At 63.5% G+C, this 22,502-nt stretch carries 22 protein-coding genes; 7 read left to right on the forward strand and 15 right to left on the reverse strand.

The annotated features are described in order from the left end of the window. Positions 1–38: 38 nt before the first annotated feature. The 4 genes from NKI70_RS13240 to gcvA (NKI70_RS13255) form a co-directional block, all read right to left on the reverse strand. Positions 39–1,343 carry an ABC transporter substrate-binding protein gene (locus tag NKI70_RS13240; RefSeq protein WP_352455933.1) on the reverse strand — a complete coding sequence of 435 codons (1,305 nt, stop codon included), beginning with the start codon at positions 1,341–1,343 and terminating at the stop codon, positions 39–41. Between the two features lie 162 nt (positions 1,344–1,505). Further along, complete coding sequence (locus NKI70_RS13245) at positions 1,506–2,945, reverse strand: hypothetical protein (protein ID WP_352724657.1); 1,440 nt, start codon at positions 2,943–2,945, stop codon at positions 1,506–1,508. Between the two features lie 169 nt (positions 2,946–3,114). Next, a complete protein-coding gene (pncB, locus tag NKI70_RS13250; protein WP_254815847.1) occupies positions 3,115–4,419 on the reverse strand; it encodes a nicotinate phosphoribosyltransferase in 1,305 nt (434 codons plus the stop codon). Positions 4,420–4,611: 192 nt separating this feature from the next. Next, positions 4,612–5,586 (reverse strand): transcriptional regulator GcvA, encoded by a 975-nt coding sequence (gene gcvA / locus NKI70_RS13255; RefSeq protein ID WP_023676980.1) that lies wholly within the window; start codon positions 5,584–5,586, stop codon positions 4,612–4,614. Between the two features lie 183 nt (positions 5,587–5,769). Between gcvA (NKI70_RS13255) and speB the strand changes: the two genes are divergently transcribed. From speB to NKI70_RS13275, 4 genes are all read left to right on the forward strand, one after another. Next, positions 5,770–6,831: an agmatinase gene (gene speB, locus NKI70_RS13260; protein ID WP_023676981.1), complete on the forward strand. Its 1,062-nt coding sequence runs from the start codon at positions 5,770–5,772 to the stop codon at positions 6,829–6,831. 136 nt (positions 6,832–6,967) lie between these two features. Beyond that, the gene (locus tag NKI70_RS13265) at positions 6,968–7,777 is read left to right on the forward strand and encodes a transporter substrate-binding domain-containing protein (RefSeq protein WP_352568544.1); all 810 of its coding nucleotides are present in this window, start codon (positions 6,968–6,970) and stop codon (positions 7,775–7,777) included. Between the two features lie 6 nt (positions 7,778–7,783). Continuing rightward, positions 7,784–8,452 (forward strand): amino acid ABC transporter permease, encoded by a 669-nt coding sequence (locus tag NKI70_RS13270; protein WP_352568545.1) that lies wholly within the window; start codon positions 7,784–7,786, stop codon positions 8,450–8,452. After that, the gene (locus NKI70_RS13275; protein ID WP_023722520.1) at positions 8,449–9,096 is read left to right on the forward strand and encodes an amino acid ABC transporter permease; all 648 of its coding nucleotides are present in this window, start codon (positions 8,449–8,451) and stop codon (positions 9,094–9,096) included. The genes NKI70_RS13270 and NKI70_RS13275 overlap by 4 nt, the downstream gene beginning before the upstream one ends. Positions 9,097–9,112: 16 nt before the next feature. Here the strand turns inward: NKI70_RS13275 and NKI70_RS13280 are convergent, their stop codons facing one another. Further along, positions 9,113–10,516, reverse strand: a complete 1,404-nt coding sequence (locus tag NKI70_RS13280) for an MATE family efflux transporter (RefSeq protein ID WP_352568546.1) — start codon at positions 10,514–10,516, stop codon at positions 9,113–9,115. 67 nt (positions 10,517–10,583) lie between these two features. Between NKI70_RS13280 and NKI70_RS13285 the strand changes: the two genes are divergently transcribed. Both NKI70_RS13285 and NKI70_RS13290 read left to right on the forward strand, forming a co-directional pair. Next, the gene (locus NKI70_RS13285; RefSeq protein ID WP_352724659.1) at positions 10,584–10,742 is read left to right on the forward strand and encodes a hypothetical protein; all 159 of its coding nucleotides are present in this window, start codon (positions 10,584–10,586) and stop codon (positions 10,740–10,742) included. A gap of 8 nt (positions 10,743–10,750) precedes the next feature. Next, positions 10,751–11,332, forward strand: coding sequence for a histidine phosphatase family protein (locus NKI70_RS13290; protein ID WP_352456011.1), 582 nt, complete (start codon positions 10,751–10,753; stop codon positions 11,330–11,332). A 14-nt stretch (positions 11,333–11,346) separates the two neighbouring features. On the opposite strand, the gene NKI70_RS13295 is transcribed toward NKI70_RS13290, so the two are convergent. The 9 genes from NKI70_RS13295 to gcvA (NKI70_RS13335) all read right to left on the reverse strand — a co-directional run bounded on the left by NKI70_RS13295 (position 11,347) and on the right by gcvA (NKI70_RS13335) (position 21,457). After that, complete coding sequence (locus NKI70_RS13295) at positions 11,347–12,933, reverse strand: FGGY-family carbohydrate kinase (RefSeq protein WP_352568547.1); 1,587 nt, start codon at positions 12,931–12,933, stop codon at positions 11,347–11,349. After that, a complete protein-coding gene (locus NKI70_RS13300) occupies positions 12,930–13,613 on the reverse strand; it encodes an HAD family hydrolase (RefSeq protein WP_352455927.1) in 684 nt (227 codons plus the stop codon). Before NKI70_RS13300 ends, NKI70_RS13295 begins: the two co-directional genes overlap by 4 nt. Positions 13,614–13,628: 15 nt before the next feature. Next, the gene (locus tag NKI70_RS13305) at positions 13,629–15,107 is read right to left on the reverse strand and encodes a mannitol dehydrogenase family protein (protein ID WP_352455926.1); all 1,479 of its coding nucleotides are present in this window, start codon (positions 15,105–15,107) and stop codon (positions 13,629–13,631) included. 71 nt (positions 15,108–15,178) lie between these two features. Further along, positions 15,179–15,949: an L-iditol 2-dehydrogenase gene (locus NKI70_RS13310; RefSeq protein ID WP_023676990.1), complete on the reverse strand. Its 771-nt coding sequence runs from the start codon at positions 15,947–15,949 to the stop codon at positions 15,179–15,181. Then, complete coding sequence (locus NKI70_RS13315) at positions 15,946–16,950, reverse strand: ABC transporter ATP-binding protein (protein WP_023676991.1); 1,005 nt, start codon at positions 16,948–16,950, stop codon at positions 15,946–15,948. Before NKI70_RS13315 ends, NKI70_RS13310 begins: the two co-directional genes overlap by 4 nt. Before the next feature lie 51 nt (positions 16,951–17,001). Continuing rightward, complete coding sequence (locus tag NKI70_RS13320; protein ID WP_023676992.1) at positions 17,002–17,826, reverse strand: carbohydrate ABC transporter permease; 825 nt, start codon at positions 17,824–17,826, stop codon at positions 17,002–17,004. A 207-nt stretch (positions 17,827–18,033) separates the two neighbouring features. Further along, positions 18,034–18,906: a carbohydrate ABC transporter permease gene (locus NKI70_RS13325; RefSeq protein WP_031195183.1), complete on the reverse strand. Its 873-nt coding sequence runs from the start codon at positions 18,904–18,906 to the stop codon at positions 18,034–18,036. A gap of 114 nt (positions 18,907–19,020) precedes the next feature. Beyond that, the gene (locus tag NKI70_RS13330; protein WP_352568548.1) at positions 19,021–20,331 is read right to left on the reverse strand and encodes an ABC transporter substrate-binding protein; all 1,311 of its coding nucleotides are present in this window, start codon (positions 20,329–20,331) and stop codon (positions 19,021–19,023) included. 214 nt (positions 20,332–20,545) lie between these two features. Next, positions 20,546–21,457, reverse strand: coding sequence for a transcriptional regulator GcvA (gcvA, locus tag NKI70_RS13335; protein WP_352568549.1), 912 nt, complete (start codon positions 21,455–21,457; stop codon positions 20,546–20,548). A 110-nt stretch (positions 21,458–21,567) separates the two neighbouring features. Between gcvA (NKI70_RS13335) and NKI70_RS13340 the strand changes: the two genes are divergently transcribed. Beyond that, positions 21,568–21,753, forward strand: coding sequence for a hypothetical protein (locus tag NKI70_RS13340; protein ID WP_254815832.1), 186 nt, complete (start codon positions 21,568–21,570; stop codon positions 21,751–21,753). Between the two features lie 75 nt (positions 21,754–21,828). On the opposite strand, the gene NKI70_RS13345 is transcribed toward NKI70_RS13340, so the two are convergent. Then, positions 21,829–22,502: sugar-binding transcriptional regulator (locus NKI70_RS13345; protein WP_352724660.1), on the reverse strand; the 674-nt coding region annotated here is incomplete at its 5' end.

Raw genomic sequence — 22,502 nt, forward strand, 5'->3', positions numbered from 1 at the left:
GGGTGGGCCGAAGCGCACTGTGCTTAATGAAACCAAGCTCACAGCGTCTGCGTCGTGTAATCCCCCTCAGGCTCATAGAGGCCGTCCTCGATCTTGGTCTTGTGGACGACATTCAGCCGGCCGCCTTCGACCTTGGAGATGTTCTGGATACCAAAGCACTGGTGGATCTTGCCGTTGAAGGTTTTCGGTCCCTGCGGATGCTCGGGCCCCTCGGCGAACTCGGTCAACGCCTCGGTCGCCTCGACCAGCTTGGCGCGGTCTTCCGGGCCCTTGTAGCCGGCATCCTCCATCGCCTTCTTGACGACGTAGAGCGTTTCCCAGCAGCCGAACATGTGCGCGGCGGTGGAGACGTCCTTGGGGTCGCCGACGGCGGCACCATTGTCATCGATGCCGACGGCGGCGCGGTAGGCCTTCTGTGCGGGGGAATCATCGGGCTGCGCGTAGCGCGGCGAGCCTTCCCAGAAATGGCTACCGTCGAGGAATTCGAGGCCGGGGCTGTTGATGTCGGTGGCTTCGAGCGAATCGATGAAGCCGAACAATTGCGGCCGATTGGAGCCGTAGAACTCGCCGAGCTCCTTGACGAAGGTGAGCACCGCCGGGCCGACCATGACGTGGTAGATCACCTCGGTCTCCGCGGGGATCTGCGGGAAATATTTGGTGAAGGAGGATTCCGTCGGCGGAATCGCGATCTGCGCAATGACCTCGGCGCCTTGCGCCTTCAGCGCCGGCGGCAGGTAGTCGCGATGGTCATAGCCGAAAGCGAAATCGGGGAAGATCTGCGTCACCTTCTTGCCGGCATTGGCGGCAATCCACGGTGCCATCGACTGGATCTGGCTCTTCACATCGGTGATGCCGGGCTGGAAGACGTAGCGGTTCAATTTGGTCGAGGCGACGTGGTGGCCTTCGCTGACAACGAAATAGGGCATCTTGGCCTCGCCGGCGGCCGGCGCCGAGCCGATGACGACATGCGAAAACAGCGTGCCGTAGACGATGTCGGTCTTGTGCTGGGAGGCGAACTTGCCGACGACTTCGGCGCCCCGGCCGGGATCGGTGCCGTCATCCTCGATGATCACGTCGACCGGCCGGCCGTTGATGCCGCCGGCTTCGTTGATCGCCTTGACGGCAGCCGCTGTGGTCTTCTCGTACCAGCGGCCATAGGCGGCGCCGATGCCGGTGCGGTGCGACTGGAAGCCGATCTTGATCGGCGCCGAGCTCTGCGCCTGGCTGTAACGCACGAAACCCGGCGCGACGGCAAGACCGGCGCCGGCGGCAAGGCCCTTCAGCGCCGTGCGGCGGGTGAGAGCGGATCTGGAGAGATCGAAAAACCCATTCTTGTCAGTCACGGCAGTTCCCCTTGTTTTTGAGCTTTGACCAATGGCTGTAGCAGGCAGGCCACTCTTGTTAAGAGGGGCGAAAATTGCATGTGTACAAACTAAATCACCAAAGCTCTGACGTGGCAAGCGAGCTTTCCCCAAGGTTCGATTGGCGGGCATCGCACACCTCGTTCATCCGGCGCTCGGCGTCGCAAGCAGCCATAGGCCGAGGACGGTGTAGGCGATCATCAGCACGGTGAGCGGGAACTGGCTGAGCGCGGCGCAAGCCGGAATGGCGTGCAGCCGCCAGGCCAAGCCATGGGCGACAAGCACAGCAAGCATGTGGCCGGCTATGATGACGCCGGCCTGGAGGTTCCACAGCCACCACGCCGAACCGGCACCGGCGACGACGCCGGCTTCAATTGACATGTCGGCGGTACCGAACAGGTTCCAGCCCAGCGCAAACGGGTCGGAGAGACCGGCAATCGCATATTGGCCGTCGACCAGCAGCGCCGTCAGATAATGCGCGAAGTGGTAGGCGAGCGCGATCGGTACGATCGACCAGACCAAAAGCCCGGCGGCGTGACCGAGCGAATGCTTGCTGCCGGCAAGGTTCTGGCCAAGAAAGACGGCGAGCGCGAACACGGCCGCAAGCACGGCAAAGCTCAGCACAAGGCCGAAGCTGCCGATGCCGATCAAAGCGGTGCGTCCCGGAAACTCCAGCGGATTGATGCCGAACCAGCCTAGCCAGAAGAAGGTTTTCGACAGGCCGTCGAAGGACACCGACGACAGCGCAAGCAGCAGGAAAGCGACGCCGCTGCGCGGTAGCGGCGCGGCACCGAGCAGCTTGGCGCCCGGCCAGCAGAGTTTTAGCCGGCCGTCTGCGCTACGTTCGACGATGGCGAAGCGCGCCACCATGGAAAAGAACACGGTCAGGAACTCACCGCGCAGGGTCCAGTCGCGGTAGCCGAAGACCTGCATGGCGGCGAAGCTCAGCAGCCAGTAGAGGCCGGCGGCCCAGGCCAGCCGCGCCGGATCGTCGGGCGCAGGGTCGATCAGCTCGAACCAGGCGAAGGCGAAGAACAGCAGGAAAGCCGGCCAATAGCCGAGCCGTTGGGGGAGCAGATACGGCTGCGTTCTGCCGGACAGGCGCGAGGCGACGCGGCATGGCCCGTACCAGGGGTTGAGCCACGACCAGAGATCGCCGCCGAGCCCCTGCAACAGAGCCAGGCCAACCCAGAGAAGCATCCATACGGTCAGCGGCATCGGATTGGAAAGCGGATCGCGGCTGCCGAACAGGCCGGCGGCAATCAGAATTGCAAAGCCGGCAAAGGATACCAGGCTGACGGCAGTCCGCGCGCCGTCGCCGAAGGTAAAAAGCGGCAGGCGTTTGCGCCAGAAGCGGTCGAGGGAGTCCGGCGGCAGTAGCGCCAGGACAAGGAAACTGGCGGCAACCGAGAGCGCGCCACCGACGACGTAGTAGCCGGTGGGGAGGAGCAGGACGTGGCCGCGGTCGGAGGCGTGGGCGAAGGCGGGCGTGGATGGGAATGCCAAGGAAGCGACGAGGCCGGGAAAGGGCCTGATTGCAGAAATGCAGCGCTCTACGGCGCCCCCCTCTGTCCTGCCGGACATCTTCCCCTCAAGGGGGGAGATCGGCGGTTCCGCCGTCGGCTCTCCTTCTGCAACTTTAGCGATTGGCGAAAGCAGCAATGAGGGCGCAATCTCCCCCCTCGTGGGGGAGATGTCCGGCAGGACAGAGGGGGGCGCGAAGGAACTCATACTACGCAAGAGTTCCCCTACCTCACACCTTCACCAACTGCTCCACGCGGTCCTTCTGGCCGAAGATGCGCAAATAGCGCTCGATCTCTTTCTCGTCGCCTGTCGACTTGGCCGGATTGTCGGAAAGCTTGACCGCCGGCCTGCCGTTGGCTTCGGTGACCTTGCAGACCAGCGAGATGGCGTCTAGCCGGTTGGTCTCGGTCGGCGCGCAGCCCTCGAAATCGTTGGTCAGGTTGGTGCCCCAGCCGAAGGACATGCGCACCTTGCCGCGGAAGTGGCGGTAGGTTTCCTCGATGGTCTCGACCTCCAGCCCATCCGAGAAGATGAGCAGCTTCTGCTTGGGGTCCTTGCCCTTTTCGCGCCACCAGGAAATGATTTTCTCGCCGCCTTCGATCGGCGGCGCGCTGTCGGGGCGGAAGCCGGTCCAGTCGGCGACCCAGTCCGGTGCATCGCGCAGGAACGCCGCGGTGCCGAAGGTGTCCGGCAGTACGATCAGCAGGTTGCCGCCGTAGTAGCGCTGCCAGTCCTGCAGCACGTTGTAGGGCGACTGTTTCAATTCCTTTTCCGAATTGGTGAGCGCGGCGAACACCATCGGCAGTTCATGCGCATTGGTGCCGAGCGCCTCGAGATCGTTGTCCATGGCGAGCAGCACGTTGGAGGTGCCAGTGAAGGCCTCGCCGATGCCCTCCTTCAACGCTTCGACGCACCAGCGCTGCCACAGGAAAGAATGACGGCGGCGGGTGCCGAAATCCGAGATGCGGATGCCGGGCAGCGCCTTCAGCCGCTCGGTCTTGGCCCACATCTTGGCCTTGGCGCGGGCATAGAGCACGTCGAGCGCGAACGGCCCGAACGCCCGCATGGCCGCGCGAGATCGAAGTTCATTGATAATTGCCAGCGCCGGGATCTCCCACAGCGTCGTGTACATCCACGGACCGCTGAAGGCGAGTTCGTATTGACCGTCGCGCTTGGAAAGCTCGTATTCGGGCAGCCGGAAATTTTCCAGCCAGGCGAGGAATTCCGGTTCGAATATCTGCTTGCGGCCATAGAAGGTGTTGCCGCCGAGCCAGATCATCTCTTTCTTAGAGAAGCGCAAGGTGCGGGCATGGTCGAGCTGCTCGCGCAGCTCCGTCTCATCGATCTCCTCGGCAAGGCGGACCGAGGTGGTGCGGTTGATCAGCGAGAAGGTGGCGTCGACCTTGGGATACATGCCCCAGATCATCTGCAGCATCAGAAGCTTGTAGAAATCGGTGTCGAGCAAGCTGCGGACGATCGGGTCGAGCTTCCAGGTGTGATTGTAGACGCGCCGCGCTATATCGGTCTTTGCCATCGCTCAATGCGCCTTCGCTGCTCGCTCTAGCTTTTGTCTAGCGCAATTCCGGACGGAAAACCGCTGCGCACTTTTCCTGGAATTGCTCCAAATGCCTCTTAGCATCGAATTTTTGAACGCGCCTCCCGCTTTGCGGGCTGGCCCGACAAAAAGAAGCCGCTGCGGCAAGCGGCGCCTACGGCAGTTTCGGCCTCAGGATGCGGTCTTGGCGCCGACCACCTTGAGCGCTGGACGCTTGCGGCGAATGCCGATGCGGCCTGCCACCGGCGCGTCGGCGCGGCGGTCGGCCTGCTCTTTCTCGGCAAACAGCCAGTCGATGAACAATTGCACGATCGGCGCCGACCGCATCTCGTTGCGGCAGACGACGTAGAAATCGTCGACGGCCGGCACGGAAAGACTGAACGGGGCGACAAGCAGGCCCCTGGCGAGCAGTCCGCTTGCCGTCACCGTATCGCCGAGCGCCACGCCATGGCCGTGGACAGCCGCCTCGGTCGCCATGCGCGCATCGCCGAGATGATGGCGGCGGCCGCGCTCCAGGTCCAGCGCGTCGGCGGCGGCCAGCCAGGTATGCCATTCGCGGCCGTCGTCGCCATGCAGGAAGACGTGATCGGCGAGGTCGCGGACGGTGCGGATCGGGCGGTTGTTGATCAGCGTCGGGCTGACCACCGGGAACAGTTCGAGGCCCGACCATTTGCGCATCCAGCAGTCGGTCCAGCTGCCGTCACCATAGTGCACGCAGACATCGATATGCGGTGCGCGGACGTCCTTGGCATCATTGGATGGGATCAGCGTCAGCCTGATATCCGGATATTGCGAGGTGAAGCTGCCCAGCCGCGGGATCATCCACAGCAACAGTAGCGCCGGCACGCAGGATACAGAGAGAACGCCGGTGCTGGCCGGCCTCGTCATGCGCTGCGTGGCGGCGGCAATGCCGTCGAAGGCGGTCGACACCGCCGGAAGCAACTCGGCGCCGTGTGGCGTCAGCTTCACCCGCTGACCGGCACGCTCGAACAGCTTGACACCCAACGATTGCTCGAGCGCCTTGATCTGATGGCTGATGGCGCCGTGGGTGACGTTGAGCTCAGCCGCCGCCTTGCTCAGCGAGGCGTGGCGCGCCGTCGCCTCGAAGGCGCGCAGCGGGTTGAGCGGTGGCAAACGCTTGGCCATTTGGACCCTAGGCTCTGTGAGATTTTCTCACAGATAACACACTAACAATATCAATTGATTTTTCAATGCAGCTACGGGACACTTTGCCTAGGCATTGCATCACGACGTGAAATCTGCAGGCAGCCGACGGCTGCGGCTATCGGGGCCGCTGTCCGCGCGCCGCACCAGCCATGGAGGACCGACATGGGTTACGACCGCGGCAAGCTCGAAGCGTTGCGCCGCAAATACGGCGAGAGCCATGGCGGCGAAATGTTCGACCCGAAATTCCAGCGTGTCGCCGACAAGATCTTCTCCAAGACCGGCACGCGACTGGCGCCCTATTCCGGCATCCCGACCTTCCTCGCGGCGCCCTATCGTGAAATCGCCGCCGACAATCCGGATTTCGGCGATCTGCAGGTGGCGATGATCGGTGTGCCGATGGATCTGGGCGTCACCAACCGGCCGGGCGCCCGTTTCGGGCCAAGGGCGCTGCGCGCCATCGAGCGCATCGGCCCCTACAACCATGTGCTGGAATGCGCGCCGACGCATGAGCTGAAGGTCGCCGACATCGGCGACGTGCCGTTCCAGAGCCGCTACCGGCTGGAGACCAGCCATGACGACATCGAACGCCGCACCAACCAGATCGTCGACGCCGGCGTCCTGCCCTTGTCTGTCGGCGGCGACCATTCGATCAGCCACCCGATCCTGAAGGCTGTCGGCAAGAGGGCGCCGGTGGGCATGATCCATATCGACGCGCACTGCGATACCAGCGGCCTGTTCGACATGACCAAGTTCCACCATGGCGGGCCGTTCCGCAACGCGGTGCTGGACGGCGTGCTCGACCCGAGCCGCACTATCCAGATCGGCATTCGCGGCTCGGCCGAGTATCTGTGGGAGTTCACTTATGAGTCCGGCATGACCGTCGTGCATGCCGAAGAGGTGACCGGCCTCGGCATTCCCGCCATTATCGAGAAGGCGCGCAGGATAGTCGGCGACGGCCCGACCTATGTCTCCTTCGACATCGACAGCATCGATCCGGCCTTCGCACCGGGCACCGGCACGCCGGAGGTCGGCGGGCTGACGACGCGCGAAGTGCTCGAGCTGCTGCGCGGCCTGAAGGGACTCAACATCGTCGGCGGCGACGTGGTCGAGGTGGCACCGCAGTACGACGCGACCACCAACACGGCGCACGCCGGCGCGCAGGTGCTGTTCGAGATCCTCAGCCTGATGGTCTTCAGCCCGGCAATCACCGGCAAGGCGGGCTGACACGCTCGACCATGATCCCGAAAGTGGGAACCGGTTTTCGGAGAAGATCATGGTCCACTAGAGAATCCAAAGGCGACCGCCGCGCTGGAGCCGGCGGTTGCACTCAAACAAACAAGCTTCCAGCAGGGGAATGACAATGACACTTCACATGAAACTCAAATCGTCCATCGCCGCCGTGCTGATGCTCGGCGCGACCGGTTTTGCTTTCACGACGCAGGCCGTCAATGCCGACGCGATCGACGACATAGCCAAGGCCGGCGCCATCAATGTCGGCATCTTTTCCGACTTCCCGCCCTTCTCCTCGGCCAGCGCCGACATGAGCATCAAGGGCTACGACATCGACGTGGCGCAATCCATCGCCGACCAGCTCAAGGTCAAGCTCAATCTGGTCAGCGTGACCGGCCAGAACCGCATCCCGTACCTTACCGACAAGCGCGTCGACCTGCTGATGAGCGTCGGCTATTCCAAGGAGCGTGAGCAGGTGATCGATTTCGCCGCCGCCTACGCGCCCTATTACATCGCCGTCATCGGCCCGGCAGCTCTTGCGGTCAAAGGCAAGGAAGACCTCGCCGACAAGTCGATCGCCGTCAATCGCGGCACGCTGGAGGATACCTCGCTGACCGAGGCGGCACCGGCCTCGGCCGACATCCGCCGTTTCGACAACTACAATTCCGTCATCCAGGCCTTCATTTCGGGTCAGACCCAACTGATGGTGGTCGGCAACGATGTCGGCGCCCAGGTGCTCGCCCGGCAGGAGGAACTGAAGCCGGAGCAGAAATTCCAGCTTCTCACCTCGCCCTCGCATATCGGCCTCAACAAGAAGGAAGACCGCCTCAAACAAGCGGTCAACGATGCGGTTGCCAAGATGCTGGCCGACGGCAGACTGGACGAAAGCTCGAAAGCCTGGCTGAAGACGCCGCTCGATCCCGCCAATCTCAAGGATTGATGGCCGGTGAGCTATAGCCTCGACTTCGGCTGGCTTGCCGGGGCGACAGGGGCGATCGCGCGCGGCGCGGCCACGACGATCCTGTTGATCGCTGTCACCACGCTGGCGGGAACGTTGCTCAGCATCCTCGGCGCCGCAGGGCGGCGGAACGGTCCGCTCCTGCTCAAGCGGGCGATCGGCGTCTATGTCGAGGTGATCCGCAACACGCCGTTCCTGGTGCAGCTATTCTTCATCTTCTTCGGGCTGCCCAGCATCGGCGTCAAGCTCGATCCGGTGCTGGCAGCCATGCTGGCGATGACGCTCAACATGGCCGCCTATACGATCGAGATCGTTGGCGCCGGGCTCGACGCGGTGCCGCCCGGGCAGACGGAAGCGGCACTGGCGCTTGGGCTCAGGCCGCGCCAGGTCTTCATCAAGATCGTGCTGCCGCAGGCGCTCAAGGTAATCTATCCGGCGCTGACCAGCCAGATCGTCATCATGATGCTGGAATCCGCCGTGGTATCGCAGATCGCCGTTCGCGAGCTGACCTATGAAGCCGACATGCTGCAGGCGCGCACGTTCCGGGCTTTCGAGACCTATTTCATCGTGACGATGGTCTATCTCATCCTGTCGATTGGGCTGCGCCGGCTGCTGGTCGGCGGCGGGCGCCGGCTTCTCGGAGCCGGCGTGTCATGATCGAATTCACCTTCTGGGACATTCTGCGCAACCTGCTGCTGGCGGCGCGCTGGACGGTGCTCTTGTCGCTGGCCGCCTTTGTCGGCGGGGCCGTGGTCGGCATGATCGTGCTGTTCTTCCGGATCGCCAAGAATAAATGGGCGCGCCGGTTTGCCTCCGGCTATATCGCGCTTTTCCAGGGCACGCCGCTGCTGATGCAGCTCTTCCTGATGTTCTTCGGCTTGCCGATGCTGGGCCTGCGCATCGAGCCGTGGACCGCGGCGGTGCTTGGCCTGACCTTCTTTGCCAGCGCCTATCTCGCCGAGATCTGGCGCGGCGGCGTCGATGCACTGCCGCGCGGCCAGTGGGACGCCGGCGCCAGCCTCGGCCTGCACTATCTGCAGGAACTCCGGCTGATCATCTTGCCTCAGGCGTTTTCGATCACCCGCGCACCGACCGTCGGCTTTCTGGTGCAGCTGATCAAGTCGACCGCGCTGACGTCGATCATCGGTTTCGAGGAGCTGGTGAGGACATCCAACGCGATCAACAATGCGACCTTCGAACCGTTCAAAGTCTATGGGCTGGTAGCGCTGATCTTCTTCGTCATGTGCTTTCCGCTGACGCAATACGCACGTTCGCTCGAGCAGCGGGCGGCGGCCCGCTGAGCGGGCGACCAGCAATTCAACGCCCGAATACCAGCGGCGGCGCGATCCTGTCACGCCGCAGCCAGCGCCCTAGCAAGAGCGCCGCAACCACCGCCAGTCCCGACGACAGGCCGATCCAGATGCCGACGCCGTTGAAGCCGAAACGGAAGGCCAGCAGCACGCCGAGCGGCAGCCCGACGCCCCAATATCCGATCGCGGCATAGATCATCGGCACCTTGGTGTCGTGCAGGCCGCGCAGCATGCCGCTGGCGACCGCCTGCGCACCGTCAAAAACCTGGAACAGCGCGGCAAAGGCGAGGAACGACACGGCAAGCGCCACCACCTCGGCATTAGCCGGATTGCCCAGATCGATGAAGGCGCCGATCAAGAGATGCGGCCACAGGATCATCACTAGCCCCATCAGCGCCATGAAGGAGACACCGACGACATAGGCGGTCCAGCCAGCCCGGCAGACACCTTCCGGATTGCCGGCGCCGTGGGCAAGTCCGACGCGCACCGTCACCGCCTGGTTGAGGCCGAGCGGCACCATGAAGGTGATCGAGGCGATCTGGATGGCGATCGCATGGGCGGCAAGCGAAGCCGCATCGATCAGGCCCATGAGAAAGGCCGCCGCGTTGAAGATCGTCACCTCGAACGCCAGCAGGCCGGCGATCGGCAGGCCGAGCCGCAGCAGGCCCTTGAAGCGCGGCCAATCGGCGCGCCAGAAGCGTCCGAACAGACGATAGCGCCGGAATTTCTTCTCAAGCATCACCACCGCCGCCATGCCGGCGAACATCAACGTGCTGGACAGAGTGGTGGCGAGGCCGGAGCCGGCGATGCCCATCGATTGGATGCCGAGATTGCCGAACATGAACAGCCAGTTGAAGAAGGCGTTGCAGGCGACGGCAACGAAGACGATGATCAGCGCCCAGCCCGGCCGCTCCAGCGCCGAAATGAACGAGCGCAGGACGATGTAGCCGAAAAAGGGCAGCACCGCCCATTCGAGCCAGCGCAGATAGATGCCGGCCTGGTGCGCCAGCGCCGGTTCCTGACCCATGGCCAGCAACACGCTCTCGCCGTGCCAGAGAAGGGCCCATATCGGAATGCAAATGAGGATCGCCAGCCACAGACCCTGGCGCACGGTGCGGCGCAGGTCGCGCACCGAGTGCCGGCGACGGCCGAGCTCGGTCGCCATCATCGGCGAGGTCGCCAGCATCAGGCCGAGCCCGAAGATGAGCGGCATGAAGTAGAGATTGGCACCAAGCGCACCGCTGGCCAGCGTGTCCGGCCCCAGCCGCCCCATCATCATGACGTCGGTAGCGGTCATCGCGGTCTGGCCGAGATTGGTCAGCACCATCGGCCAGGCGAGCGCCAGCATCGCCCTGATTTCCCGACGCCAAAGGTTTTCCGGCGCGCGAGCGTCGGCTTCGATCGCAGACATTCTAGTTTTCCGCCTATCCGATTGCGGCACGTCGGCAAGAGCCGGAAGCCGCGTCTCAGCGCGGAAAATGGCCAAGATCGGCCGGATTCCGCATTACGACGGGTTTGTCTATCAAATGGGCACCGGTGGCAAGAGGCTGACTTGCGGAAGGGTTAAGCCAGTCGGTTCAATGCAGGCTATTGGAGAGGCTATGGAAGCCGCTATGGTCGCGGCAGAATCCATTTGAAAGGCAGCCTGATGAGCGCGTTTCCCGAAATCTATCTGGTTCGGCATGGCGAGACGGAATGGAGTGCGTCCGGAAAACATACCGGCCGAACCGACATACCGCTGACGCCGGCCGGCGAGGAAGCGGCAAGGCGGATCGCTGAGCGGCTCAAGGGCCTGTCCTTCTCGGCGGTGTGGTCGAGCCCGTCGCAGCGCGCCTTCAACACCTGTGCGCTGGCCGGCTTCGGCTCGTCAGGCGTGAAGAAGGACGATCTGGCGGAGTGGGATTATGGTGCCTATGAGGGATTGACCACCAAGCAAATCCTCGCCGAGCGCCCCGGCTGGCGTCTCTTTCGCGACGGCTGCCCGAGCGGCGAGTCCGCCACGGATGTCGGCTCGAGGGCGGACCGGATCGTCAGCCAGTTGCGCGAGGTCGGCAGCAATGTCCTGGTCTTCTCAAGCTCGCATTTCCTTAGGGTGCTGGCCGCACGCTGGCTCGGCCTGCCGCCGCAAGCCGGCGCGTTTTTCGTGCTGGATACCGCCAGCATAAGCGTGCTCGGTTATGAGCACGACCTTGACGAGCCGGTCATCCGGCGCTGGAACCAGAGATAGCAACCGATCCCGATTTATCGGATCGCGTCCAGCGCCTGCCTTTGCCTGTGCATTTCGAGAAACACGCGGTAGTCGCGATCGAACCGGCCGGCGGCAGCCGGATTGGGCTCTCGCGTCCTGCCGCCCTGTTGCATGGCGACGCAGGCAGCGTTCAAATCGGGAAAAAGCCTGGCCGCGGTGGCGGCAATCATGCCGGTGCCGAGCAGCACCGCCTCGTCCGCCAGCGGCTCGACCACCGTGCAGCCGGTTGCATCGGCATAGAGCTCCATCAACAGCGGGTTCTTGGTGTGGCCGCCGGTGACGTGCAGCGTGTCGATCAGATAGCCGTTCTCGTTCAGCGCTTCCAGCACATGACGGACGCCAAGCGCGATGCTGACGGCGGTGCGCCAGTAGAGCTTGCACAGACTGTCGAAGGAGGCATCCAGCGTCAGCCCGCTGATGACGCCGACGGCATGCGGGTCGGCGAGCGGCGAGCGGTTGCCGTGAAAATCGGGCAGTACGTGCAGCCTTGCGGCGAGGTTTTCGCCCTCGGCGGCACGCAACTCGGCGACGCGGTGGGCAATCCTGGCATGCATGGCGGCATCCGGCTCGCCGCCGGCGCCATGCCAGCGGATGATGTGGTCGAGCAGCGCGCCGGTGGCCGACTGGCCACCTTCCGACAGCCACAGGCCGGGAAGGGCTGCGCCATAATATGGGCCCCAGACACCGGCGAAAGGCTGCGGATCGGGCGACATCGCCATGACGCAACTCGACGTACCGGCAATCAGGGCCAGATGGCGGCCGATGTTCGTCGCGTCACCGGCGAAACCGCCGAGCACGCCAAGCGCGCCGGCATAGGCATCGATGACGCCGGCGCCGACCCGGCATTTTTCGGTGAGGCCAAGCTCCGTCGCGGCTTGCGCGCCGAGCGGGCCGATATCGGCACCGACCGGGCTTGCCTTTTCCGGCAGGTTGCCGTGCTCAAAGATATCGCCGAGCCCGACGGCTTCGAAGAAGTCGCGCCGCCAGCCGGTCGCTTCATGGGCTAGATAGGTCCATTTGGCGGTCAGCGTGCATTGTGAACGGGAGAGCGAGCCGCTTGCCTTCCAGGTGAGGAAGTCGGTGAGGTCGAATAGATAGCCGGCTTCGTTCCATGTTCCGGGCAGGTTGCGCTTCAGCCACATCAGCTTCGGCGTCTCCATTTCCGGCGACATGACGCCGCCGATATAGTCGAGCACAGCGTGGCCGCTTTCAGTGCATTCGTCGGCCTCGGCAATTGCGCGATGGTCGAGCCAGACAATGGTGTCCCAGCGCCTTTCACCAGTGACGGACACGCTGAGCTGGCCGCCATGCCGGTCTCGCACCACCAGCGAGCAGGTGGCATCAAAGGAGATGCCGACGATATCCTCGGCCCGCACGCCCGCCTTTTCGCGGGCAGCGCGGACGGCCATGCACACCGCCGACCATATATCCTGCGAATCGTGCTCGGCATGGTCGGCCTTCGGCTGTTGCATGGCGATCGGGTGCTCGGCGCGGCCGAGCAAGGCGCCACCGGTGTCGAGAATGCCGGCACGAGCGCTTCCGGTGCCGACATCGACCGCGCAAACGAAACTGTTGGTCAAGGTGTTCTTGCTCTCGCTCCCAGGCCTGCAATCAGATCGGGCAATTGCAGCATGTCAGCGAATATAAAGTCCGGCTCACTCGACGCAAGCCGCGCTTTCAATGCCGGGTTGCCGGTGTGCGAGCCGCCGGTGAAGGCAAGGACGCGCATGCCGGCCGCCCGCGCCGCTTCGATGCCGGCCGGGCTGTCCTCGACGACGAGGCAGTTTCGCGGGGCCGCTCTCATTTTATCTGCTGCATGGAGAAAGAGATCGGGCGCCGGTTTGCCCCGCGCCACCATGGCGGCGCTGAACAAATGCGGCTCCAGCAGCCCAAGCAACCCGGTGACGTCGAGCGCATAGCGGATGCGTTCCAGGGTGCCGGAGGAGGCGACGCAGCACGGTACGCCGAGCCTCGGCAGGACCTGTGCGATACCTGGCATCGGTTTCAGCTCCTCGCGGAATCTGCGCATCAGTTCGGAGCGCATCTCGGTCAGATGCTGGTCGGTGAGATCGAGCCCGAAGTCGCTTGCGAGGATTTCGCGGACGCTCTTCATGCTCTTGCCGAGGAAGTGCTCGTAGGCAATGTCCTCGCTGACGTTGCCGCCGGCAAGCGCGATCATCTCCAGCAATGCCGAGACGGACAGCATCTCACTGTCCACCAGCACGCCGTCACAGTCGAAAATGACCAGTTCAGGCGTCATCGCGCTGGATCGGCTTCAGAGGTCGCCGGCGAGATAGCGCGTCAGTGTCGCGCGCGCGCCGTCCGCCCACAGCAGTCTCAGCGCTTGGCCGAAGGCTTCAGCGAACGGCGGCGAGCGGCCGACATCGCCATAGATGTCCTCCATGGCAAGCCAGGCGGCAGGCATGTCCCTGGCCGCCTTGGCCGTCGCCTGCAACCGGCCCCAGTTCGGGTCGTTGGGCTCGGTGACGGCACCGGAATCCGTCGTGCCGAAGCAGTAGCGACACCAGAGCGCCGATTCCAGTGCAAGGCCGGTGACACTTTTGCCAGCCTTCAGCCGGTCGGCGATGGTCGGAATGATGAATTTCGGCTGGCGGTTGGAGCCGTCGAGGCAAAGCCGGCGTATGGTGTCGCCGATCTTCGGATTGGAGAAGCGGTGCTCGATGAGCTGGTAGTAATCTTCGAGGTCGGTGTCCGGAACCGGCGGCACGGTCGGGATGATTTCGTCATGCTCGAGCTTGTCGAGGAAGCCGCGTACCAGCGGCTCCTGCATCGCCTCATGGACGAAATGGATGTCCATCAGCCCGGCCGGATAGGCGATGGTCGCATGGCCGCCATTGAGGATGCGGATCTTCATCAGCTCATAGGGCGCGACGTCGCTGACGAACTGCACGCCGACCTTTTCCAGCGGCGGGCGGCCGTCGGTGAAACGGTCCTCCAGCACCCATTGCTTGAACGGTTCGCAAAACACCGGCCAATTGTCGTCGAGGCCGAACTCGCTGGAGAGAATGCCGCGCTCGCGGTCGGTGGTGGCCGGCGTGATGCGGTCGACCATGCCATTGGGAAAGGCAACGTTCTCGCTCACCCAGTTTGCCAAACCTTCGTCGATCAGCCGCGCAAGGCCGATGACGCCATCTGAGGTGACGTGGCCGTTATGGGGGATGTTGTCGCAGGACATGATTGTGAAGGGCACGATACCGTCGGCGCGGCGGCGCAGCAGCCCGGCGAGGACGAGGCCGAAGACGGTCTTCGGCGTCGCCCCCGGCTCAGCGTCGGCAACGATGTCGGGATGTGTCGGATTGAAGACGCCGGATGCCGGATCGATGAAATAGCCGCCCTCGGTAATGGTCAGGGAGACGATCTTGATCGCCGGATCGGCAAGCCGCTCGACGATTGCGGCCGCATCGCCCGGCACCAGGAAGTCGATCATGACGCCGGTGACGCGCGCGCTCATATGGCCGCTGTCCTGCTCGACCACGGTGGTCAGCCAGTCCTGCTCCTGCAACTTGCCGCGGCCGACCTTCTCGCCCTCGAAGACGCCGGCGCCAACAATGGCCCAGTCGTGGCCGACACCCGAATTGAACAGGTCGTCGAGATAGACGGCCTGGTGCGAGCGATGGAAATTGCCGACGCCGAAATGCACGATGCCGGCCTTGAGCGCGGCGCGATCATATTTCGGGCCGGCGACCTTGGGCGGCAGCTTGGCGAGGATGGAAGAAGAGAGTTTCACGGTCATCTGCTTTTACCCTTTAGCGGGACGGCTCTTCCCCCCGTGGAGGAGACGGGGGGAAGAGCGCCTTCGCCCCCTCAACTCATCCACTGGCCGCCATCGACATTGTAGGTCTGGGCGACGATGTACTCGGCCTCATCGCTGGCCAGGAACACCGCCATGCCGGTGAGGTCTTGCGCCGTGCCCATGCGGCCATAAGGCACGGCTTCGCCGACCAGCCTCTTCTTCTCGCCCCTCGGCCGGTTCTCGAACTTGGCGAACAAGGCATCGACATGGTCCCAATGCTCGCCGTCGACGACACCCGGGGCGATGGCATTGACGTTGATGCGGTGTTTGATCAGGTCGAGCCCTGCCGACTGGGTGAGCGAGATGACCGCCGCCTTGGTGGCGCAGTAGACGGTGACCAGCGCCTCGCCGCGGCGCCCGGCCTGGCTTGCCATGTTGATGATCTTGCCGCCCTTGCCCCGGGCAATCATCGAACGGGCGGCGGCCTGCAACGTAAACAGCGTGCCGGCGACGTTGACCGAAAACAATTTGTCGTAGCTTGTCTTGGTGATCTCGACGATCGGCGCCAGGTCGAACAAAGCAGCGTTGTTGATCAAGATATCCAGGCCGCCGGCCCTGGCTTCGACTGCCTTGACGGCCTCATCGATAGACGCGAGATCGGTGACGTCGAGCTTTACCGCGTAGGCGTTGCGGCCGATTTCCGAAGCCGTCTTCTCGGCGGCTTCGAGATTGATGTCGCCAATCGCGACCGTCGCCCCTTCGCGCATGTAGGCTTCGGCAAACGCCCTGCCGATGCCGCGCGCCGATCCGGTAATCAGCGCCGATTTACCCCGGAGCCTCATTGCAGCATCGCCTTCCCGTCGGCGCCGAAACGATGCAGCTTGGCCTTTTCCGGCGTCAGGTAGATCGTGTCGCCGTGATGGGCGGCCAACTCGCCGTCGGCACGCACCGTCAGCTGCCCGACACCATCCGCCTGGACGTGCAAAAACGTGTCGGAGCCGAGATGCTCGGCAACCCCGACCGTCGCCTTCCAGTCGCCTGACGTCTTCGAAATGTTCATATGCTCCGGGCGGATGCCGACCGTCTTGGCGCCATATTTGGCGGCCGGCGCGCCTTCGATCAGGTTCATCTTCGGCGAACCTATGAAGCCGGCGACGAACAGGTTCTTCGGCGTCTTATAGAGCTCCATCGGCGAGCCGACCTGCTCGATATTGCCGGCATTGAGCACGACGATCTTGTCGGCCATGGTCATCGCCTCGATCTGGTCGTGGGTGACGTAGACCATGGTTGTCTTGAGCTGGTGATGCAGCTCGCTGATCTCCAGCCGCATGGTGCCGCGCAGCGCCGCGTCGAGATTGGACAAAGGCTCGTCGAACAGGAAGGCCGACGGCTGGCGCACGATGGCGCGGCCGATGGCGACGCGCTGCCGTTGGCCGCCGGAGAGCTGGCCGGGGCGGCGGTCGAGGTAGTTGGTGAGGTTCAGGATCCGCGCGGCGTCCTTCACCTTCTTGTCGATGGTCGCCTGGTCCTCGCCCGCCATCTTCAGCGGGAAGGCGATGTTCTTGGCCACCGTCATGTGCGGGTAGAGCGCATAGGACTGGAACACCATAGCCAGCTTGCGCTTGGCCGGCGCCTCGCCGGTGACGTCGCGACCATCGATGATGATGGTGCCGCCGCTGGTATCCTCGAGACCGGCGATCAGACGCAACAGGGTGGATTTGCCGCAGCCCGACGGGCCGACGAAGACGACGAACTCTCCGTCCTCGATGACGAGATCGAGGCCGGGGATGATGGACGTCGCCCCGAAGGATTTGGAGACGTTCTTGAGCGTGATGTTTCCCATGGTTTCCTCCCCCGAAGGGCTATCTTTTCGTTTTGCGTCAGGCGATGCCCGCTACTTTACCGCACCGAATGTCAGGCCTCGGACCAGCTGCTTCTGGCTGAACCAGCCCATGATCAGTATCGGTGCGATCGCCAGCGTCGAGGCGGCCGAAAGCTTGGCCCAGAACAGCCCCTGCGGGCTGGAGAAGGAGCTGATGAAAGCGGTGAGCGGCGCGGCCTCGGTGGTGGTCAGCCGGATCGTCCAGAACGCCTCGTTCCAGGCGAGAATGATGTTGAGCAGCATGGTCGAGGCGATGCCGGGGACCGCCATCGGCGTCAGCACATAGATGATCTCGTTCCAGAGCGATGCGCCGTCCATGCGCGCCGCTTCCAGGATCTCGCCCGGGATCTCGCGAAAATAGGTGTAAAGCATCCAGACCACGATCGGCAGGTTGATCAGCATCAGCATGACCATCAGGCCGATGCGGCTGTCGAGCAGACCGGTATCGCGGAAGATCAGATAGATCGGAAACAGCACGGCGACGGCCGGCATCATCTTGGTGGAAAGCATCCACATCAGGATGTCCTTGGTGCGTTTGCCCGGCGAAAACGCCATCGACCATGCCGCCGGTATGGCGACGAGCAGAGCCAGGATGGTCGAGCCGACCGACAGGAACACCGAGTTCAGGAAGAATTTGAAATAGCCGTTCTGCGCCTGGACCTCGGAATAGCTCTCCGTGGTTCCCGACGGGAACAGGTTGAAGCCCTGGATAGCCTCCTGCTCCGACTTGAACGAAGTGATGATCGTATAGAGGATCGGGAAGAAGATCAGCAGCGCGACGATCCAGGCGGCCGCGGTAGCAATCGTCTTGTGCTGGGTGGTGACTGCACGTGCCATGGTCAGGTCCTCCCTATCGGCGATGTTGGCGGCAGGGTCGACCCCCACTCCGGTTTGCTGCGCAACCCACCTCTCCCCCGATCGAGGGGGTGGAGGAAGGGCGCGGTTTCGATGCAGGCCTTTCCTCTACCCCGGGCAGGGGGAGAGGTGTCCCGCGCAGCGGGACGGAGTGGGGGTGGTTCAGCGCACGTGCCATCTTATCCTCCCTTATTTATCCAGGTTCTTGCCGACAGCGCGCATGGCGAAGAAGGCAACGATGTTGGCGAGAATGACGGCAATGATACCGCCGGCGGACGCCTGGCCGATTTTGAACTCCAGCAATGCCTTCTGATAGACGAGGAAGGGCAGGTTGGTGGAGGCGTAACCCGGGCCGCCATTGGTGGTGACGAGGATCTCGGCATAGACCGACAGCAGGAAGATCGTCTGGATCAGGATGACGACGGTTATGGCGCGCGACATATGAGGCAGCGTCAAATAGATGAAGCGGCTGATGAAGCCGGCGCCGTCCATTTCGGCGGCTTCCTTCTGCTCGCCGTCGAGCGACTGAAGCGCGGTCAACAGGATCAGCGTAGCAAACGGCAGCCATTGCCAGGCAACGATGATGATGATCGCCAGGAGCGGATGCTGCCCGAACCAATCGATCGGCTGCCCGCCGAAGAAGCGCGCAATATCGGCGAAAACCCCGTACTGCGGATGCATGATCATGTTCTTCCAGACCAGTGCTGCCACCGGTGGCATGACGAAGAACGGCGAGATGACAAGGATGCGGACGATGCCCTGTCCCCACATCGGCTGATCGAGCAGAAGGGCGAGCAGAATACCGCCGATCACCGTGATCAAAAGCACGCTGACGACGATGGTGAGCGTGTTGAGGATCGACTGCAGGAATGCCGGGTTGGAATAGAACAGCGCGTAGTTCGAAAACCCGACGAAGCCGTCGCGCATCGGATTGAGCGGGTTGTATTGCTGGAAGGAAAACCACAGCGTGAATGCCAGCGGCACAATCATCCAGACCAGCAGCAGCACCACGGATGGCGCCATCATGAAACGGGCAAGCGAACGGGTCTGCTGAGTAGCCATGACGGTCACCCTTCGAGGTCGGCCAAGTTTTTCAGCGGTGTGAAAGCTGGCCGCCCGAACTGGGATTCGGGCGGCCGTTGCCGGTCGCCATTGGCAACCGGCACCCGGAGGAGCTTACTTGATGTAACCGCCCTCGGTCATCGTCGCGGTGGCGGCGTCCTGCGCCTGCTTCAAGGCATCGTCGACGCTCGACTGGCCGGCAAGTGCCGCCGAGAAGAGCTGGCCGACGGTGGTGCCGAGACCCTGGAACTCAGGAATGGCGACGAACTGGACGCCGACATAAGGCACCGGCTTGACGGTCGGGTGCGTCGGATCGGCGGAGTTGATCGAGTCCAGCGTCATCTTGGCGAAAGGTGCTGCCTTCTGGTATTCGGGATTGGCATAGAGCGACGAGCGCGTTCCCGGCGGAACGTTGGCCCAGCCTTCCTTCGAGGCGACGAGCTCGGCATAGTGCTTGCTGGTTGCCCAGGCTACGAACTTTTGAGCGGCGTCGGCCTTCTGCGTGCCGGCGGGGATGGCTAGCGACCATGCCCACAGCCAATTGCCGCGCTTGCCGAGGCCATTGTCCGGCGCCAGCGCATAGCCGACCTTGTCGGCGACGGTGGAGTTCTTCGGGTCGGAAACGAAGGAGGCAGCGACGGTAGCGTCGATCCACATGCCGCATTTGCCCTGCTGGAACAGCGCCAGGTTTTCGTTGAAGCCGTTGGACGACGCGCCCTCGGGGCCGTCGGCCTTCATCAGGTCGACATAGAACTGCAGCGTGTTCTTCCATTCGGGCTGGTCGAATTGCGGCTTCCAGTTCTCGTCGAACCAGCGCGCGCCGAACGAGTTCGACATGGCGGTCAGGAAGGCCATGTTCTCGCCCCAGCCGGCCTTGCCGCGCAGGCAGACGCCGTTCACGCCGTTGGCGCGGTCGGTCATCTTGTCGGCGGCCTGCTTGATGAAGTCCCAGGTCGGTGCATCGGGCATCTTGAGCCCGGCCTTTTCCATCAGGTCCTTGCGGTACATGACGAAGGAGCTTTCGCCGTAGAACGGGGCTGCGTAGAGCTTGCCGTCGACCGACAGGCCGCCGGCTATGGCCGGGATGATGTCCTTGACGTCGTAATCGTCGCCGAGTTTGTCGAGCGGCAAAAGCCAGTTCTGCTTGGCCCAGATCGGCACTTCATAGGTGCCGATAGTCATCACGTCGTACTGGCCACCCTTGGTGGCGATGTCGGTGGTGACGCGCTCGCGCAGAACGTTTTCCTCGAGCGTGACCCACTGCAGCTGGACGTCGGGATTCTTGGCGGTGAAGTCGTCGGTCAGCTTCTGCATGCGGACCATATCGCCATTGTTGACCGTGGCGATGGTGATGGATTCGGCATGCGCGGCGAAAGCGAGCGCGCTGGCCGAGAACAGGCCTAGGGTGAACGTGCGAAGTTTCATCAAAATTCCTCCCATAAACCAAGATGAGCATTTGCCTTGGCTGTGAGCAATTACTCACTTGCGATGAATTATGTCAAGACGGATTCGTTGCTGCAGCGCAGCACGCCGGGTCTTGTGCAGCGGCAAGCCTGGGACGTTTGCGGCATGTCTGACGAAGGATTCGGCCGGGCTGATTGGGCCCGGCGCTTTGCTATCGGGCTTGCTGGGATTCAGCCTACTGGCAAGCGATTTCACTCAGGATCCAATCGCGGAAGGCGCGGATCTTCGGCACGTTGCGTCGTGCCGTCGGATAGACCAGCCAATAGGCGTGGCCGTCGTCACCGACCAGATCAAAGGGCTGGATCAGGCGGCCGTCGGCAAGTTCGGTCTTGAACAGCGCCTTGGTAACGATCGCCACGCCGTGGCCGGCAATCGCGGCATTGGCCTCGTAGGCCTGCGCGCCCATGCTGGTGCCGGGACGCCTGGCCAGATCCTCGACCGGCAGGCCGGCGGCGGCAAACCAGTCCCGCCACCAGATGTCACCCGGGTCGAGGATCGGCAGCCGCAGCAGGTCGGCCGGCTCCTTGACTCCGCCGATGCTTGCCGCGAGCTTTGGACTAAGGACCGGCGTGAAATCGGCCCTGAAAAGCATATGGGTCTCGACGCCCGGCCAGTTGCCACCGCCGGAGCGGATGGCGATGTCGATATCCTCTCTGGCAAAGTCGACAACCCTGTTCGAAGTATCGACGCGCACCGCCAGCGACGGATGCGCGACCTGGAACGAACCGAGATGCTGCGCCAGCCAATTGGAGGCAAATGTCAGCAGCGTCGAAACGCAAAGCAAGCCGTCGGCGCCGGTGCGCGCGGCGGCATAGGCGCCGCTCAACAGCGCGAACGCCTCGCTGACCGCGGGCGCCAGGCGCTGGCCGGGTTCGGTCAGCACGATCTGTTTTGGCTGGCGCAAGAACAGGGGCGCGCCGATGCGCTCCTCCAGAAGCTTGATCTGATAGCTTGCCGCCGCCTGCGTCATGCCAAGCTCCTGGGCGGCCTTGGTGAACGAGAGATGCCGCGCCACCGCCTCGAACACCCGGATCGCCTGAAGCGGAGGAAGCTGCGAAACCAGCTGTCGTGAATTGAGCTCCGGCATAAGCCCTCCTTATGGGCAGTGATCGACGTTTGATTGGCGGCACCGGCCGGTCCTACCGATATTCCGTATTGAAGATCAATTACGCCTAGGGATAGCGAAGGCTGACGATCATGACCACAATACAGGAAAAGCTGCTTCTTGCTCCAGCCCATGGCTGGTTTTCACGGTTGGCGCGGGGATTGGCAAGGCACGCGGCGCGGAAACGGGCCTATCTCGACGTCCGGGAGCTGCCGCCGCATCTGCAGCGCGACATGGGCTTTCTCGACGGCAACGATCCTTGCGGCCGGCACCAGTAGTGACGCTCGTTTTATCGGGGATTCAGATGCGTTTCGATTTCACATGATCGTTTCCGACCGCCAGCGGCTCGGAGATCATGCGCCCGCCAGCAAGGCGGCGGCGGTCCGCTCATCGGTGATGAGGCCGTTGACCAACCGCCGGTTGACGGCGGCGAAGATGCCCGGCAGCTTGCGGTCGCCCATGGCAAGCGCGATCACCAGCGACTTTTCGCGCGACGGCAGCGGCGCCGACGACACCCGATCATTGGTGATGCCCTCGATCATGCGGCCGTCACGATCGAATACCCAGCCGACGATCTCGGCGACGCCGCCGGCCTTCTGCAGCGCCTTTAATTCGCCCTCCGAAATGAAGCCGTCTTCGTAAAGCGGCGCTTTCGGGCCGAGATCGCCGATGCCGACAAAGGTGACGTCGGCCTCGGCCGCAAGCGCCAGCGTCGGCTGGATCATCGGCTGGCTGAGCAGCATCTCGCGCTCCTCGGGCGAGGAAGCGATGACCGGCAAAGGCATCGGAAACGAACGCGCCTTGACCCTGTCGGCCATGGTGAAGATGACGTTGTAGAAGGCCGCCGAGCCGTCCGGCGAGATGTTGCCGGTCAGCGACACCACTTTGTGCTGCGGGCATTCCATCGGCGGCAGTTGCTCGATCGCGGCCTTCAGCGTGCGGCCGGTGGCCGTAGCCATGGCGATAGGCCCCGGCGCCCGCCGCCGCCGGGTGATATACGCCCCCCCCCCCGAGGCGCCCCCGCGGG

It is taken from the genome of Mesorhizobium sp. M0500 (assembly GCF_040321165.1).
In the GTDB taxonomy this organism is placed as follows: domain Bacteria; phylum Pseudomonadota; class Alphaproteobacteria; order Rhizobiales; family Rhizobiaceae; genus Mesorhizobium.